The organism is Micromonospora sp. NBC_00330 (assembly GCF_036136635.1).
GTDB classification, from domain to species: Bacteria; Actinomycetota; Actinomycetes; order Mycobacteriales; family Micromonosporaceae; genus Micromonospora; species Micromonospora salmantinae.
Genome location: NZ_CP108012.1, coordinates 755,472 through 770,428, shown reverse-complemented (window position 1 = coordinate 770,428; position 14,957 = coordinate 755,472). Strand labels below are relative to the sequence as shown.

Here is a 14,957-nt window from a genome sequence, read left to right as displayed (position 1 = left end):
CTCCGGGTGGTGAACCGGCATCCGATCGCGGTGGCCCTGCGGGCCCTGCGGCAGACAGTGCTCGGCCCGGACGCCCGGCCCGAACGGCCGCTGCTGGCCCGTTGGCCCGGGCCGGCCCGCTACGCCGCGCCGGTCGGTCTGCTCGCCGCCCTCGGCCTCTTCCTGATCACGTTGACGGTGGAGAGCGACTGGGGCCTGCCGCCGCCGATCGCGTTGCTGTTCGCGGCGATGACCGTGGCGCCGCTGCTGGCGCTGCCCCGGCGTCCGCTGCTGGCCTGGCGGTTGACGGTGCTGGCCCTGCTGATCTGCACGTTCAACGCCCCGGACGACCAGGCCTGGCCGTGGACCCCGCCGCTGGCGCTCGGGTCGATAGCGGTGCTGGCGGTGGTCGTCGCGCGGGTCGACCGGCCGGTGCTGGTCTGGGTGGTGGCGATCAGCACGGTGCCGGTGCTCACCCTGGTCCATCCCGACAACCGGGTTCCCGTCCTGCTGCTGGTCGGCGGGCTGGCGATCGTCGGCGACCTGATCCGCCGCAACCGGCTGTCCCGGCACGCGCTGGCGGCGCAGGCCGAGCTGAGCGAACGGGAGCAGGAGCGCCGCGCGGTGCTGGAGGAACGCACCCGGATCGCCCGGGAGCTGCACGACGTGGTGGCCCACCACATGTCACTGATCGCGGTGCAGGCGGAGACCGCCCCGTACCGGCTGACGGACGTGCCGGCCCCGGCAGCCGCGGAGTTCGTCGCCATCGCCGCGTCGGCCCGCGACGCGCTCACCGACATGCGGCGGCTGTTGGGGGTCCTGCGCAGCGAGACGACCGGGCCGCAGACCGCGCCGCAGCCGGACCTGAGCGACCTGGGCGCGATGGTGGACGCGGCACGCCGGGCCGGGCTGCCGGTCACTCTGGACGCCGACCCGGTGGACGACGACCGGGTGCCCGCGCCGGTCGGGCTGGCCGCGTACCGCATCGTGCAGGAGGGCCTGGCCAACGCGGCCCGCCACGCGGCCGGCGCCGCGGTGCGGGTCACCGTCCGCGTCGGCCAGCATGGTCTGGGGGTACGCGTCGACAACTCCCCGGCCGACGTCCGACCGACCGCCGACGGCGGCTCCGGGCACGGGCTGACCGGCATGCGGGAACGGGCCACCTCGCTGGGCGGTACGTTCACCGCCGGGCCGCTGCCCGACGGGGGTTACGCGGTGGCGGCCGAGTTGCCGTACGACGCGGAGGGCGGGGACCGATGATCCGGGTGCTGATCGCCGACGACCAGGCGATGGTTCGGCAGGGTTTCGGCGCGCTGCTCGCCGCCCAACCGGATCTGCTGGTGGTGGGGGACGCCGCCGACGGCGCGCAGGCGGTGGCCGCCGCCCGCCACCTCGACCCGGACGTGGTGCTGATGGACGTGCGGATGCCGGTCATGGACGGGCTGGAGGCCACCCGCAAGCTGCTCGGTGACCGGTCGACGCAGCGACCCCGGGTGCTCATCCTCACCACCTTCGACCTGGACGACTACGTGTACGAGGCGCTGCGCGCCGGAGCCAGCGGGTTCCTGCTCAAGGACGCCCCGGCGGCCGACCTGGTGCAGGCGGTACGGGTGGTGGCGGCCGGGGACGCGCTGCTCGCCCCGGGGGTCACCCGTCGGCTGATCGCCGAGTTCGCGGCCCGTCCGGACCGCCGCCGCCCGCGCCCCACCGACCTGGCCGGGCTCACCCCCCGCGAGACCGAGGTGCTGCGGTTGATCGCCCGGGGCCGCAACAATGCGGAGATCGCGGGTGACCTGGTGGTGGCCGAGCAGACGGTGAAGACGCACGTCGGGCGGATCCTGGCCAAGCTGGGGCTGCGCGACCGGGCCCAGGCCGTGGTGCTGGCGTACGAGACGGGTCTGGTGGCCGCCGGCGAGTAGCCCCGTGGAGCCAGCCCGGGAACGGCTCTGCGGGACGACGACCGGGCCCCGCCCCTGGGCGCACTCTCCCTCCGGACGACATTCCGGAGGGAGAACGTGATGCGACGACGAGGTGCCAGCCGGGTGGCGATGGCCGCGCTGCTCGGCGTGAACCTGGTCCTGCCGACCCGACCCGAGCCGGCCACAGCGGCGGGGTTCGTCGAGGCGTACCCCGTGACGGCGGCGGCGATGCGCGCGGCCGGCCCCCCGTACGCGGACTGGGCAGCCGACGGACGCCGGTTCCTGCTGTTCGACGAGCGCGGTGACGGCCGCGCGGTCGAGGTGTTCGGCGACCTCGCCGACGCGGACCGGATCGCGGTGCTGGTGCCGGGGGTCGGCAGCACCCTCGCCGACTTCGACAGGGGGTTGGGCGGGGTGGCCCGGCGGGCGCCGGCGGTGCAGGCCGGGCAGCTCTACCGGGAGCTGCTGACAACCGATCCGGCGGCGCGGGTCGCGGTGCTGGCCTGGCTCGGCTACGACCCGCCCGACGGGGTGTTGACAGCCGCCGGCGGCGTCAGCGCGCGGCGCGGCGCGGCCGGGCTGGCCACGCTGCTCAGGGAGCTGGCCGGGCGGCGTCCGGCGGCGACGATCACGCTGGTCGGGCACAGCTACGGGTCACTGGTGGTGTCGCTGGCGGCGGCGGAGGCCCCGAACCAGGTCACCGACGTGGTCAGCCTCGGCGGCGTCGGCGCCGGGGTGCAGCGCGCCGACGACCTGCCCGGCGAACGCCGGTTCTGGGCGGCCGAGGCGCCGACCGACTGGATCCGTCGGGTACCGCAGGTGCGGCTGCCCGGCCTGGGTTTCGGCCGGCGACCCGGCGATCCGGCGTTCGGCGCCCGACCCCTGCCGGTGGGTGGGGTGGCGGGGCACGACGGCTACCTCGCGCCGGGCAGCGCCGCGCTGGTAGCGGTGGCGGCGGTCGTGCTGGGCGGCGTCGACACCGACCGGATCGGGGACGCCCGATGAGCCGGGACCGTGCCGTCGACGCGCTGCGGGCGTACGCCATCGGCGGGGTGGTGCTGGGGCACTGGCTGGTCACCGGGTTGGTGCTGGCCGGCGACGGCGGGCTGCACCAGGCCAGTCCGCTGACCTCCCTGCCCGACCTGGCCCCGGTGACCTGGGTGTTGCAGACGCTCGGGTTGTTCTTCTTCACCGCCGGGTTCGGTTCGACCCGGTCGCTGGCCCGCTACCCGGGCGGCGCGGGCGGTTGGCTGACCGGTCGGCTGCGCCGGCTGCTGCTGCCCACAGTGGCGCTGCTCGGAGTGGGGGCCGCAGTGCTGCTCACCGCCACCGTCGTCGGCACCTCGGACGACACGCTCGCCGTCGCGCTGCGGCTGGCGGTCAGCCCGCTGTGGTTCCTGCTGCCGCTGGTGATCCTGGTCGCGCTGACCGGCCCGCTGCGCGTCGCCGTACGCCGGTGGGGGGTGGCGCGGTGCGGGGCGCCGGCGGTGGTCGTGGTGGCCGCTGTCGACCTGGCCGTCCGGCTGCTGCCGGCCGGCACCGACCTGCCCCCGGTCACCGTGCTGGCGGCCTGGTCGGTGCCGTACCTGCTGGGTGTGGCGCACGCCGACGGGCGGTTGGACGGCCGGCGGGCTGGCGGCACGTTGGCGGCCGGTGGGGCGATCGCGCTGGCGGCGCTGCTGGCGCTGGGCTACCCGGTGAGCGCGGTCGGCGTGCCCGGGGCCGGGGTGTCCAACCTGAACCCGCCGTCGCTGCTGGTCGTGGCGCTGGCGGTGACCCAGGTCGGGCTGGGGCTGCTCGCCCGCCCGGCACTGCACCGGCTGCTGACCCGGCCGCTGTCGGGCCGAGCGGTGACCGATGTGAACCGGTCCGCCGTCCGGATCTACCTGTGGCACCAGCCGGTACTGGTGGCGGTGACCGCGCTGACCGCCCGCAGCGGGCTGGCCCTACCCGGTCTGCACACCGCCCCGGACGGCCCGGGGTGGGTGCTGGCGCGCTGCTGCTGGCTGCCGCTGCTCGCCGTGGTGCTTGTCACCGTGGTGCGGGTGGGGCAGCCAAGCTCGTTCCGCCGAGGCGTACGCGCTGGTGGCGAGCGGCGTCGCCGACCGGGCGGTGGAGGGGTCGCCAGCCGGTCGGCCGAGTGCGTTCCGCCGGCGCCGCAGGTGTACGATCATCGACGTTCCGGCCCGCCCGACTTGCAGGAGGTGATCGCTGTGCGAGATAGCGATCCTCCCAGTCGTGGCCGGGCCGATGGTCAGTCCCGCTGAGCCACGACTCAGTCTGGTGAGCTGACCCCGCTCCGCTCCCCACCACGTCGGCACCTGCCGAGGTGAGTGTGCCGCGCCGCCCGATCCCGGGCGGTCGCCGGGAGCCGCCCGGTCACGACTTCGTGTGCGCGTCCCCACCCCCTGCGGTCCGCCCCCGCACGCGGACCGTCCAGCCGCCACCCGGAGCCGTCATGAGCCGCTACGTCGCCCCGCTGGGCTTCACCCTCGCCGCCGTCTGGGTGGCCATCGTCTTCGTGCTCGCCGGTGGCGGTCACTGACCGCTCCGGGCTGGTGGCTGTCGCCGCCTCCTGCCGGTGCCGGCGGCGGTCCCCGACCGCCGCCGGCGCACCGGCTACAGCATCCGGGACGACCAGAGCAGACTGAACGCTCCCGCGCAGAGCGCCAGCAGCAACGCCAACCCGGCGTACCACTGGGTCACCTCACGCGGCTCGGTGCGGAACCCGATCGAGCTGCCCATGTCCTGATAGACCTGCTTCAACTCGCTCACCGAGGCCGCCTCGTAGAAGTAACCCTCGGTGGTCTCGGCCAGCTCGGCGAGGGCCATCCGGTCCACCGGCACCCGCTGCAACTGCCCGCCGATGTCGACCTGACCCGTGTCGGTGCCGAAGGCGATGGTGGAGACCGGGACGTTGGCGGCCTGCGCGGCCGCCGCCGCCTCCTCCACCGCCCGACCGGAGGTCCGGAAGCCGTCGGAGAGCAGCACGATCCGTGCCGGCGGGATGCCCGCCGCGCCGTCGGTCGGCACCGACCGGATCGCCTCCAGGCAGGTGAACACCGCCTCGCCGGTCGCTGTCGCCTCGGCCAGCACCAGCCCGTCGATGGCACTGGTCACCGCGTCCCGGTCCTTGCCCGGCGGCACCAGCACGTTGGCCGCCTTGGCGAACGACACGAGACCCAGGTTGTAGCTCTCCGGCAGCTCGTTGACGAACTGCTTGGCCGCCTCCTGGGCCGCCTCCAGCCGATTCGGCGCCACGTCGTCGGCCTGCATCGACAACGACACGTCGATGGCGAGCATCACAGTGGCCCGCTCCAGCGGCTCCTTGGTGTCCACTGCGGGACGGGCCAGCGCGGTGGCCAGCACCAGCAGGCAGAGCAGGAACGCGGTCGCCGGGACGTGCCGACGCCAGCCCAGACCCTTCGGCGCGACGGTACGCAGCAGGTCCACATTGGTGAACCGCATCGCGTACGCCCGGCGGTGCAGCTGCCGCCAGACGTAGAACGCGGCGAGGGCGAAGACCGGCAGCACGGCCAGCAGCCACCACGGTTGCAGAAAACGGATCATCGTGTCGTCCCCCTGGTACGCGCGTGCCGCTGCGCGGCCACGAATCGCACCATGTCCAGCAGCCAGTCTCGGTCGGTACGCAGACGCAGGTGGGCCGCGCCGGCGCCGCGCAGGGCGGCGGCGATCGTGGCCCGTTGGGCCGCCGCTGCCTCGGCGTAGCGCTGCCGCAGCCGCGGGTCGGCGGTCTGCACCTCGTGCAGTTCGCCGCTCTCCGGGTCGACCACCGGCAACACGCCCACGTCGGGCAGCTCCAGCTCACGCGGGTCGACCACCTCGATCGCCAACACGTCGTGGCGGACGCGCAGCTTGCGCATCGGCCGCGCCCACTGCTCGGCGGGCGCGAGGAAGTCCGAGACCACCACTGCCACCCCGCGACGGCGCGGCGGACGGTTGAGCATCTCGATCAGGGCCCCCAGATCACCACGACCGGGCTGGATGGCGGTGCCGGCGACGGCACGCAGCAGGCCCTGCGCCTCCTTGCGCCCGGAGCGGGCCGGCAGCCGGGTGAGCACCCCGGGCCCGGCCGGCGGTGGTCCGCCCCGCCACCGTCGGGCCGGGGCGGACACCCCGCCGCCGGTGCCGATCACGGCGCCGATCCGGTTACCCCCGCGCACCGTCAGGTGGGTGATGGCGGCCGCGGCGGCCACCACGACCTCCCGTTTGAGCCACTGCCCGGTCCCGAAGTCCAGGCTGGCGGAGAGGTCCAGCGCGAGCCAGGTCTCCAGCTCCCGGTCGGCGACCGTACGCCGCACGTGCGGTGTGGTGGTCCGGGCCGTGACCGGCCAGTCCATCCGGCGCACGTCGTCGCCGGGGCGGTACTCCCGGGACTCTCCCGCCTCACTGCCCGGTCCGGGCAGCAGGCCGGCGTAGTCGCCCTGGAGCAGACCGTCGAGCTTGCGGGTGACGAGCAGCTGAAGCCGGGACAGCACGGCCTCGCTACGGTCGGCGAGGGGGGCCGGACGAGGGGTGGGTGAGGTCACGGGCGCTGCCCGGGCCAGCCAGCACCGGGCGGCGGCGCGATCGACGGCGGGGTGGCCTGCTGCCGGGGAGCGACCGCCGGGAGCGGGATCGTCGACATCACCCGCTGCACGATGTGGTCGGCGGGTACGTCGTCGGCGAGCGCGTCGTAGCTGAGCACCAACCGGTGCCGCAGGATGTCCGGCGCGATGTCCTGCACGTCCTGCGGCAGCGCGTAGTCACGCCCGCGCAGCAGCGCCAGGGCACGGGTGGCCCGGACCAGACCCAGCGAGGCGCGCGGGCTGGCCCCGTACTGGATCAGTTGCGCGACGTCGGGCATGCCGTGCTCGGCCGGGGCCCGGGTGGCCAGCACCAACCGGACCGCGTAGTCGACCAGGGCGTTGTGGACGAAGACCTGGTCCGCCTTGCGTTGCAGGGCGATCAGCTCCGGGGTGTCGAAGACCGCTGTCGGCTCGGGCGCGGCCACGCCCATCCGGTAGACGATCTCCCGTTCCTCAGCGTCGGTCGGGTAGCCCACCACGATCTTCATGAGGAACCGGTCCCGCTGCGCCTCCGGCAGCGGGTAGACACCCTCCTGCTCGATCGGGTTCTGGGTGGCCATCACCAGGAACGGGTCCGGCACCCGGTGGCTCTCCCCACCGATGGACACCTGCCGCTCGCTCATGACCTCCAGCAGCGCGGACTGCACCTTCGCCGGCGCCCGGTTGATCTCATCGGCGAGCAGGAAGTTGACGAAGACCGGGCCCAACTCGACGTCGAACTTCTCGCTCGACTGCCGGTAGATCCGGGTGCCCATGATGTCGGCGGGCACCAGGTCCGGGGTGAACTGGACCCGGGCGAAGGATCCACCGACGACCTTGGCGAGGGTCTCCACCGCCAGGGTCTTGGCCACCCCGGGCACGCCTTCGAGCAAACAGTGACCGCGAGCGAGCAGCGCGACGAACATCCGCTCCACCATCCGGTCCTGCCCGACGATCACACGTTTGATCTCGAACAGGCCCTTCTCCAGCAGGGTGGCGTCCTGCGCGGGTGTGGTCACCGGGGCAGGTGCCGCTCCGTTCGGCGTCGGGGCGTCGGGCATGGTCGGCTGGGCCACCGGTCCTCCACAGCGTTTGTCGGTCGTCGCGGCTCGTGCGGTATCAAGACTCGCACGCCTTGCTGAGTGTCGAGGTGGGGAGAAGCCGATTTTGACCGCGCCGTCCCCACCGGCCGAATCTCGCATCGCGGGTGTGCACGGACCGGCCCGCCGCGTGTACGATTCACCCCGTCGCCGGGCGGCTCCCCCCGTGGTCGCCCGGCGCTCAACCTCTCCGTCCCGCCGCCCTAGACTGGCCGGGATGAGCATCCCCTCCCCCGCCGACGAGGCCATGGTCTGTTCGGCCCGAGGCTGCCGGTCCGCCGCCGTCTGGGCGCTGGAGTGGAACAATCCCCGTCTGCACGACGCCGATCGGCGCAAGACCTGGCTGTCCTGTGCCGAGCACCGGGGCAGCCTCGGTGACTTCCTCGACGCTCGGGGCTTCCTGCGTGCCGTCACTCCGGTGCCCGGATCGCCTACGCTCGACCTGTGAGCGGCGACCCTCCGGCTTCCCCCGGCCCCACCTCCCCGTCCTGGCCGCCCACCCCGGCCACCGCACCGCCCGGCGTCGACCCGCCGCCCGGCGCGTTCCCGGCACCCGGCACGCTCGGCCCGGAGCCCACCGCGCCGGATGCCTCGACGCCCGCCCCGCTGCCACCGGGCGCGCTGCCGCCCGGTCACCGGCCGGCACCCGCCGCCGACCAGCGCGCGCCCGACCTGCCGCCCCCCGGCCTCCTGCCGCCCGAGCCCGGCGCGCTGCTGACGGCTGCGCCGGGTGGCCGGGGTCCGCTGGAGCCCTGGCCGGACACTGTCAACTGGCAGCCGATCTCCACCGACCTGATCTGGGTGGAGCTGATCCGGCTGGCGATCGTGGTCGCCATCGGGCTGGCGGTGACCGCTGTCGGCTGGGCGCTCAGCGGTCACTGGTTGTTCGGGCTCGCCGTGGCCGTCGTGCTGGTGCTCGGCGCGTGGCGGGCCGTCGCGATCGTCCGCGCGGTCCGGGCCTGGGGGTACGCCGAGCGGGAGAACGACCTGCTGGTCCGGCACGGGCTGCTGGTCCGTCGACTTTCCATCGTGCCGTACTCGCGGATGCAGTTCGTCGACGTGAGCGCCGGGCCGTTGGAGCGCGCCTTCGACCTGGCCACAGTGCAGTTGCACACCGCGGCGGCCGCGAGCGACGCCCGGGTGCCCGGGCTGCGTCCGGCGGAGGCGTCCCGGCTGCGCGATCGCCTCACCGCGCTCGGCGAGGACCGGGCGGAGGGGCTGTGAGCACCCGCGTGGGCAGCCGCCGACCGCGCCGAGGGCCGCTCCGATGAGCGACGGGCCCGCCGAGCCGAGCACCGTGCCACCCACCGGTCCGACGCCGCCGGGGCCGATGCTGCCCGCTGGCGCGGCACCCGCTGGCGCGGCGCCGCCTGGGCCGGTGCCGTCCGGCACGCCCGCGCCGTGGCCGGCACCACCGGGCGGCGGCGAGGGCGAACCCCGGCAGCGACTGCACCCGCTCAGCCCGGTGCTGCACGGCGCCAAGTCCCTGGTCGTGGTGATCGCCGGGCTGTCCTGGTCGACGCTGTCCCGGGTGGGCTTCGGCTGGTTCGCCGCCATGGTGGCGGTGCTGGCGCTCGGCGCGACAGTGCTGTCGGTGATCAGTTGGTACAACACCGGCTACCACGTCGTCGGCCGGGAACTACGGGTGTACGAGGGGCTGCTCTGGCGGCGCACCCGGGCCATCCCGTTGGAACGGTTGCAGGCAGTGGAGGTGGTCCGACCGCTGCTCGCCCAGCTCACCGGCCTGGCCGAGCTGCGCCTGGAAGTGGTCGGCGGAGGCAAGACCGAGGCGCCACTGGCGTACCTCGGGGTGGCCGACGCGGCAGTGCTGCGCGAGCGTCTGCTGGCACTGGCCGGGCGGGTGGCGCAGCAGCCCGCGCCGGGCGACGCGGCGGCCCCGGTGGCCCCGGGTGCGACGGCGCCACCGGCGGCCGTGCCGGGCCGGCCACTGCACGCGGTACGCAACCAGAACCTGCTGATCAGCCAACTGCTCACCCCGCAGGCGTTCCTGCTCCCGTTCGGTGTGGCCTTCGTCGTGGTGCAGTTCCTCACCGCCGGTTCGTGGTCGTTCGTCGCGGTGGCGAGCACCCTGACCGCGATGGCGGGTGTGCTGCTGCAACCGATCCGCCGGGTCCTCGACGACTGGAACTTCCGGCTGGCCCGCGACGGCGGCACGCTGCGGGTGCACAACGGCCTGTTGGAGACGCGGGCGCAGACCGTGCCGCTGGAGCGGGTGCAGACCGTGCGGGCCACCTGGCCGTTGTTGTGGCGGATGAAGGGCTGGCTGCGGCTGCGGCTGGAGGTGGCCGGTTACTCCGTCGCGGAGGCCGACGACCGCAACCGGCCCGACCGGCTGCTGCCGGTCGGCGACCTGCCGACGGCGACGATGATCGTCGCCGAGGTGCTTCCCGGGGTACGCCTCGACGCGCTCACGCTGAGCCCGCCGCCGCGCCGGACCCGTTGGCTGCACCCGCTGGGCCGTGCCGCGTTCGGCGCGGGGCTGTTCGAGCGGGTGTTCGCCACCCGGTCCGGGCGGCTCACCCGACAGTTGGTGATCGTGCCGTACGCCCGGATCCAGAGCGTGCGAGTGGTCCAGGGGCCCATCCAGCGCCGTCTCGGGTTGGCCACCGTCCACGCGGACACCGCGGGCGGCTCCGGCGCCACCGCCCAGGACCGCGACCTGGCAGAGGCCTGGGCCCTGGCAGCCGACCTGACCTCGAGGGCACACCAAGCCCGCACCCAATCCTGACCCCACCCCCACCCCCTGCCGGGCCTCCCTGCCCCTCCCCGCGTTGATCATGAAGTTTTTGCCCCGACGCGACGCGCGGAAGGGCAACAACCTCATGATCAACGGGCCGGGATCCCCGGAGGCCGGACCGAGAGGGGCCGGGTGGGGTTAGTGGTCGGCCGGGACTGCGGGGTGGGTGGTGGTGTCCGATTCCCGTGGTGTGGGGGGCTCGGATTGGCCGGGCGGGGGGTCGGTGGGCGTCGGTGGAAGTTCCGTGGCCGGTCCCGCCTTGGCGCTCGGGTGGCGGACCCGCCAGGCCGCCCAGCCGCGCTCCGCCAGACCGACCACCAGGAAGGTCAGCCCCACGTACGCCCAGCCGACGAGCACGTCGATCACGTAGTGCTCACCCGAGTAGACCAGGGTGAAGGTCATCGCCAGCGGGTACGCGAGCAGCAGCGGCCACCAGCGACGACGGGTCGCGGTCAGGAAGAACAACACCACGAACAACGCCCACGCGGTGTGCAGCGACGGCATCGCGGCGACCGGGTTGGAGGCGATCTGACCGGCGTTGAGGACGTTTCCGGCGCCGTGCATGCCGAACGCCTTCCAACCCCGGGTGGAGATCCGGGCGACCTCGGTGAGCAGGCCGTTCTGCGCCGCCCACCAGGGCGGGGCGGCCGGGTAGATGAAGTAGGTGACCAGGCCGGCCGCGCAGAGGAAACCCCAGCGCCTCATGTACGCGGCCCAGCGGTGCCGGTCACGCAGCCAGAGCACCGCGGCGGCGGCCAGCGCCACCACGAAGTGGGAGAAGTACACCCAGCTCGCGGCGACATCCCACCAGTGCACCTGCGGGTGGTAGAGGTGCTGCTGCAACCAGACGGTGGGCACCTCACCGCCGGTGGCCCAGCCGAACATGAACCGGTCGGCGACGATCAACTCCATCGCGTGCGGCGTGGCCCCGTTGTCGGCGAACCCGCGCGAGAGGTTGTAGATCACGAACAGCAGCACCACCGGCACCCAGTCCCGGGCGAAGCGCAGGTGGCTACGCCACGGCCGTTCGCTGTTCCAGGCGATGGTCGCCAGCCAGATCCAGACGAAGGCGTACGCCGGGTCGGTGGGCAGCCCGATGGCCAGCCACGCGGCGACGAAGGCGACCGCCCAGACGGTCATGGCGACGACGCGCCGACGACCCCCGTCCGGGGACGCGGGCGGGTCGGTCCGGGCGGGGGGCTGGGGGTCAGTCACGACGGCCATCGGGGTCAAGGTTAACGACGGGTACGGCATCGACCGACGGGGACCACCCGTTGCACGTCGGGGGTGGTCGCGCCCGGATCGTCGGGCGCGTGCTCGACGCGTCCGGCGAGCACCTAGGCTGACGACCATGCAGGAGCAGCCCGAGCCGGCCTTCGCGCCGGGTCTGACCGCCCAGGTCGAGTTGACCGTCACGGACGCGGACACCGCCCAGGCGGTCGGTTCCGGGGACGTACCGGTGCTGGGCACTCCCCGGGTGCTGGCGCTCGCCGAGGCGGCCACCGTCGCGGCGACGGCGACCGGGATGCCGCCCGGTTCGACGACAGTGGGCACCCGGGTCGAGTTGGAGCACCTGGCGCCGACAGTGGTCGGCCGGACGGTCCGCGCGCAGGCGCTGCTGGCGTCCGTCGACGGTCGCCGGCTGTCGTTCGAGGTCACTGTCAGCGAAGGCGACCAGACGGTGGCCCGGGGCCGGGTGGACCGGATCCTGGTCGACCGAGGACGCTTCGTCGAGCGGGCCGGGCGGGCGTCGTGAACGCCGGCTTCGTCGAGGTCGCCGACCGGGTGCACGTGCTGGCCGAACCACTGCTGCGGGTCAACGTCACACTGGTCGTCGGTGACGACGAGGCGCTACTGGTGGACACGCTCTCCTCGGCCGCCCAGGCCACCGAGCTGGCCGCGGCCGTCCGGGCGGTCACCGACCGTCCGTTGACGCTGGTCAACACCCACCACCACTACGACCACTGCTTCGGCAACGCCGTCCTGGCCGGCGACCCACCCCGTCCGGTGTACGCGCACGAACTGGCCGCCGCCGCCCTGCGCGAGGAGCCGGAGCGGCTGCGCCGGGAGGCGTACGAGGAGTTGCGCACTGAGCACCCGGCGCTCGCCGCCGAGCTGGCCGACACCCCGCTGCTCGCCCCCACGCACACGGTGCACGTCGAGACGGTCCTCGACCTGGGCGGTCGACGGGTGCTGCTGCGCCACCCGGGGCGGGGGCACACCGAGGCCGACCTGGTGGTGCACGTGCCGGACGCCGACGTGGTGGTGGCCGGGGACCTGGTGGAGCAGAGCGGCCCGCCCGCCTTCGAGGACTCGTACCCGTTGCAGTGGCCGGACGCGGTAGCGGACCTGCTGCGACTGACCACCGCGCGCACCGTGGTGATCCCGGGCCACGGCGACCCGGTGGACGTCGACTTCGTCCGCGCCCAGCACGCGGAGCTGGCGAAGCTGGCCTGGTTGATCCGGGCCGCGCACACCGGCAGCGCCCCGCCGGAGCGGGTGGCCGCCGAGGCCCCTTTCGGGGCCCGCCCGGCCCTGGTCGCCGCCCACCGCGGCTACCTGGAACTGACCGGCACGGCCTGACCCACCCGGCGCAGTCACACCTGGGTACGCCGCCACTGCTGGTGGGTGCCGGTGCCACACGTCCACTGCGCGAGGCGGGCACCGTCGGTGGTGGCGGCGTTGAGCACCTCCAGGCACTTGCCGCTGTGCCTGGCGACGAGCTGCACGTACCCCGAGCCGACATCCTGTACGCGCCACTGCTGATTGGTGCCGCCGTTGCAGCTCCACTGGATCACGCGGACCCCGTCGGCGGTAGCGGTCGCGCCGCCGTTGACGTCGAGGCACTTGCCGCTGTGCACGCTGACCACCGTCTGGTAGCCGCCACCCGCGTCCTGGAAGCGCCACCGCTGGTTGGGCTGACCGTTGGCGGCCCACTGCACCATCTCCGCGCCGTCGGTGGTCGCGTTGTCGTAGACGTCCAGCAGCTTGCCGCTGTGTCGCGCGGTGAGGGTGTACGTGGTCGGCACCGGCACCGTGGTGTCCGGGGTCAGCCGGTACAGCCCGGACCCGTGGGCCGGGAGCGACCGGGTGAGGGTGCCGGTCACCGTGCCAAGGGCCGCGCCGGACCACAGGTCGGTCACGGCGGCCGCTCCGATCCCCAGGTCGGCGAGGTTCACCGACACCTGCGCCGCGCTGCTGTTGCGGTTGAAGAGGGCGACGTACCGATCGTTGCTGCCCGGCACGTCGGCGGCCCACACCTGCTGGCTGCCGCCGTAGAGCTGACGGTTGTTGGCGCTGTTCTGGTTGACCCCGATGACCGCGGCGTTTGTCATCAGGGCCAGTTCAGCGGCGCGGTTCTCGACCAGGTTGCCGCCCCACATCAGCGGCGCCCGGTTGATCGCCCAGAGTGACATCAGGGTGCGCTGCTCGTCGGCGGTCAGGTTGGAGTATCGCGGCGAGCCGACCGGCCCGTACTTGGAGAGCCGGCCGATCGGAATCATGTCGGCGTCGGGCCAGGCGCCGGTGGTGCGGTACGGGGTCCAGTTGCGCAGTTGGTCGAAGAGCGCGTCCACCGACGACCAGTTGTCCCACAGGTCGTTGACGATCCGCCACATGTGCGCGTTGGCCTGGACGTGGGCGCCGTTGGCCACCGAGGTCGGGCCGGGTGACAGGCTGAGCACCATCGGGCGGCCGCTGCGCTGGATGGCCAGTCGGTATCCCTCGACCTCCGACTGCCGGTACGTCGGGGCGGCGATGTCGTCCACCTTCACGTAGTCGACCCCCCAGGACGCCAGCAACTGGAACATCGAGTCCAGGTAGGTCTGCGCGCAGGGGTTGGACATGTTCAGGCCCCACATCAGGTTGAGCCAGTTCGCTGTGGTGGTGTTGTTGATCTGGTTGGCGCGGCAGGTGGTGCCGAGGATCGGGACGTTGTCGGCGACGGCCTGACGGGGAATGCCGCGCATCAGGTGGACGCCGAACTTCAGCCCCTTCGCGTGGACGTAGTCGGCGAGCGGCTTGAATCCGTTCTCGCCGGCGGCGGAGGGGAAGCGGGTGGTGTCCGGCAGCAGCCGTCCGTTGGCGTCCATCCGGAGCCGGGGTTGCAGGTTCGCGTCCTGGTTGGGGCTGTTGTTGTGCCGACCGGGGTAGTACCAGGCCCAGTCGATCACCACGTACTCCCAGCCGAACTGCCGCAGGTTGGTGCCCATGTAGTCGGCGTTGGCCCGGACGTCGGCCTCGGTGACGCTCCAGTTGAACGAGTCGTAGCTGTTCCACCCCATCGGCGGCGTGTCGGCTACCCCGTTGTCCCACGCGACCGCCCGCTCCGGCGGGTCGGCGACGACCATTCCGGCAGCCACGAGAAGCATGACCAGTAGGACCGCGACCCGGCGGAATGCCAGAGGTACCAGAACCACCCGCATCAGAGCCTCCCCGACGACGCCCACGTTTCCATCGCAGTTCGTCAATGTTAACGCTCACAAAACCCCCAGGTCAACCCACGCTCACCCCCTGCCCTGCCCCCACCCCCACTGCTGCCGCGATCTTGCACTTTCTGCGGTGCCAAAGGTGAGCAAAGCGGACCAATCGGCAACCGAAACTGCAAGATCGGCGCGGAGGCGGGGTGGGTTGG

The 14,957-nt window shown here is 73.4% G+C and carries 15 protein-coding genes; 10 read left to right on the top strand and 5 right to left on the bottom strand.

The annotated features are described in order from the left end of the window. Positions 1–9 precede the first annotated feature (9 nt). The 5 genes from OG598_RS03560 to OG598_RS03540 all read left to right on the top strand — a co-directional run bounded on the left by OG598_RS03560 (position 10) and on the right by OG598_RS03540 (position 4,443). Complete coding sequence (locus OG598_RS03560) at positions 10–1,239, top strand: sensor histidine kinase (protein WP_328652995.1); 1,230 nt, start codon at positions 10–12, stop codon at positions 1,237–1,239. Next, positions 1,236–1,898, top strand: a complete 663-nt coding sequence (locus OG598_RS03555; RefSeq protein WP_091403852.1) for a response regulator — start codon at positions 1,236–1,238, stop codon at positions 1,896–1,898. Before OG598_RS03560 ends, OG598_RS03555 begins: the two co-directional genes overlap by 4 nt. Positions 1,899–1,997: 99 nt before the next feature. Continuing rightward, positions 1,998–2,903 (top strand): alpha/beta hydrolase, encoded by a 906-nt coding sequence (locus OG598_RS03550; RefSeq protein ID WP_328652994.1) that lies wholly within the window; start codon positions 1,998–2,000, stop codon positions 2,901–2,903. Then, complete coding sequence (locus tag OG598_RS03545; protein ID WP_328652993.1) at positions 2,900–4,165, top strand: acyltransferase family protein; 1,266 nt, start codon at positions 2,900–2,902, stop codon at positions 4,163–4,165. Before OG598_RS03550 ends, OG598_RS03545 begins: the two co-directional genes overlap by 4 nt. 62 nt (positions 4,166–4,227) lie before the next feature. Beyond that, positions 4,228–4,443, top strand: coding sequence for a hypothetical protein (locus tag OG598_RS03540; RefSeq protein WP_196925116.1), 216 nt, complete (start codon positions 4,228–4,230; stop codon positions 4,441–4,443). Between the two features lie 74 nt (positions 4,444–4,517). Here OG598_RS03540 and OG598_RS03535 read toward each other — a convergent pair whose 3' ends face one another. The 3 genes from OG598_RS03535 to OG598_RS03525 are packed head-to-tail and all read right to left on the bottom strand — an operon-like array spanning position 4,518 to position 7,542. Then, positions 4,518–5,468: a VWA domain-containing protein gene (locus tag OG598_RS03535; protein ID WP_328652992.1), complete on the bottom strand. Its 951-nt coding sequence runs from the start codon at positions 5,466–5,468 to the stop codon at positions 4,518–4,520. Beyond that, positions 5,465–6,466: a DUF58 domain-containing protein gene (locus tag OG598_RS03530; RefSeq protein WP_328655264.1), complete on the bottom strand. Its 1,002-nt coding sequence runs from the start codon at positions 6,464–6,466 to the stop codon at positions 5,465–5,467. The genes OG598_RS03535 and OG598_RS03530 overlap by 4 nt, the downstream gene beginning before the upstream one ends. Beyond that, entirely contained in the window at positions 6,445–7,542 is a 1,098-nt protein-coding gene (locus OG598_RS03525) for an AAA family ATPase (protein ID WP_196924350.1), read from the bottom strand. The genes OG598_RS03530 and OG598_RS03525 overlap by 22 nt, the downstream gene beginning before the upstream one ends. 241 nt (positions 7,543–7,783) lie before the next feature. Here OG598_RS03525 and OG598_RS03520 point away from each other — a divergent pair, with 241 nt between their 5' ends. From OG598_RS03520 to OG598_RS03510, 3 genes are all read left to right on the top strand, one after another. Beyond that, the gene (locus OG598_RS03520; RefSeq protein ID WP_328652991.1) at positions 7,784–8,014 is read left to right on the top strand and encodes a hypothetical protein; all 231 of its coding nucleotides are present in this window, start codon (positions 7,784–7,786) and stop codon (positions 8,012–8,014) included. A gap of 242 nt (positions 8,015–8,256) precedes the next feature. Beyond that, a complete protein-coding gene (locus tag OG598_RS03515) occupies positions 8,257–8,790 on the top strand; it encodes a PH domain-containing protein (RefSeq protein WP_328655263.1) in 534 nt (177 codons plus the stop codon). A 43-nt stretch (positions 8,791–8,833) separates the two neighbouring features. Next, complete coding sequence (locus tag OG598_RS03510; protein WP_442931451.1) at positions 8,834–10,315, top strand: PH domain-containing protein; 1,482 nt, start codon at positions 8,834–8,836, stop codon at positions 10,313–10,315. A gap of 147 nt (positions 10,316–10,462) precedes the next feature. On the opposite strand, the gene OG598_RS03505 is transcribed toward OG598_RS03510, so the two are convergent. Further along, a complete protein-coding gene (locus tag OG598_RS03505) occupies positions 10,463–11,548 on the bottom strand; it encodes a phosphatase PAP2 family protein (protein WP_328652990.1) in 1,086 nt (361 codons plus the stop codon). Between the two features lie 127 nt (positions 11,549–11,675). On the opposite strand from OG598_RS03505, the gene OG598_RS03500 reads away from it, so the two are divergent. Both OG598_RS03500 and OG598_RS03495 read left to right on the top strand, forming a co-directional pair. Then, entirely contained in the window at positions 11,676–12,080 is a 405-nt protein-coding gene (locus OG598_RS03500; protein ID WP_328652989.1) for a thioesterase family protein, read from the top strand. Beyond that, the gene (locus tag OG598_RS03495) at positions 12,077–12,907 is read left to right on the top strand and encodes an MBL fold metallo-hydrolase (RefSeq protein ID WP_328652988.1); all 831 of its coding nucleotides are present in this window, start codon (positions 12,077–12,079) and stop codon (positions 12,905–12,907) included. The genes OG598_RS03500 and OG598_RS03495 overlap by 4 nt, the downstream gene beginning before the upstream one ends. Positions 12,908–12,921: 14 nt before the next feature. Here OG598_RS03495 and OG598_RS03490 read toward each other — a convergent pair whose 3' ends face one another. Further along, positions 12,922–14,748, bottom strand: coding sequence for an alpha-galactosidase (locus OG598_RS03490; protein ID WP_328652987.1), 1,827 nt, complete (start codon positions 14,746–14,748; stop codon positions 12,922–12,924). Positions 14,749–14,957 lie beyond the last annotated feature (209 nt).

Coding starts and splice junctions, on each gene's coding strand:
- OG598_RS03505 (WP_328652990.1), bottom strand. CDS start 11,548: ATGGCCGTCGTGACTGACCCCCAGCCCCCCGCCCGGACCGACCCGCCC.
- OG598_RS03555 (WP_091403852.1), top strand. CDS start 1,236: ATGATCCGGGTGCTGATCGCCGACGACCAGGCGATGGTTCGGCAGGGT.
- OG598_RS03510 (WP_442931451.1), top strand. CDS start 8,834: ATGAGCGACGGGCCCGCCGAGCCGAGCACCGTGCCACCCACCGGTCCG.
- OG598_RS03550 (WP_328652994.1), top strand. CDS start 1,998: ATGCGACGACGAGGTGCCAGCCGGGTGGCGATGGCCGCGCTGCTCGGC.
- OG598_RS03545 (WP_328652993.1), top strand. CDS start 2,900: ATGAGCCGGGACCGTGCCGTCGACGCGCTGCGGGCGTACGCCATCGGC.
- OG598_RS03500 (WP_328652989.1), top strand. CDS start 11,676: ATGCAGGAGCAGCCCGAGCCGGCCTTCGCGCCGGGTCTGACCGCCCAG.
- OG598_RS03490 (WP_328652987.1), bottom strand. CDS start 14,748: ATGCGGGTGGTTCTGGTACCTCTGGCATTCCGCCGGGTCGCGGTCCTA.
- OG598_RS03520 (WP_328652991.1), top strand. CDS start 7,784: ATGAGCATCCCCTCCCCCGCCGACGAGGCCATGGTCTGTTCGGCCCGA.
- OG598_RS03535 (WP_328652992.1), bottom strand. CDS start 5,468: ATGATCCGTTTTCTGCAACCGTGGTGGCTGCTGGCCGTGCTGCCGGTC.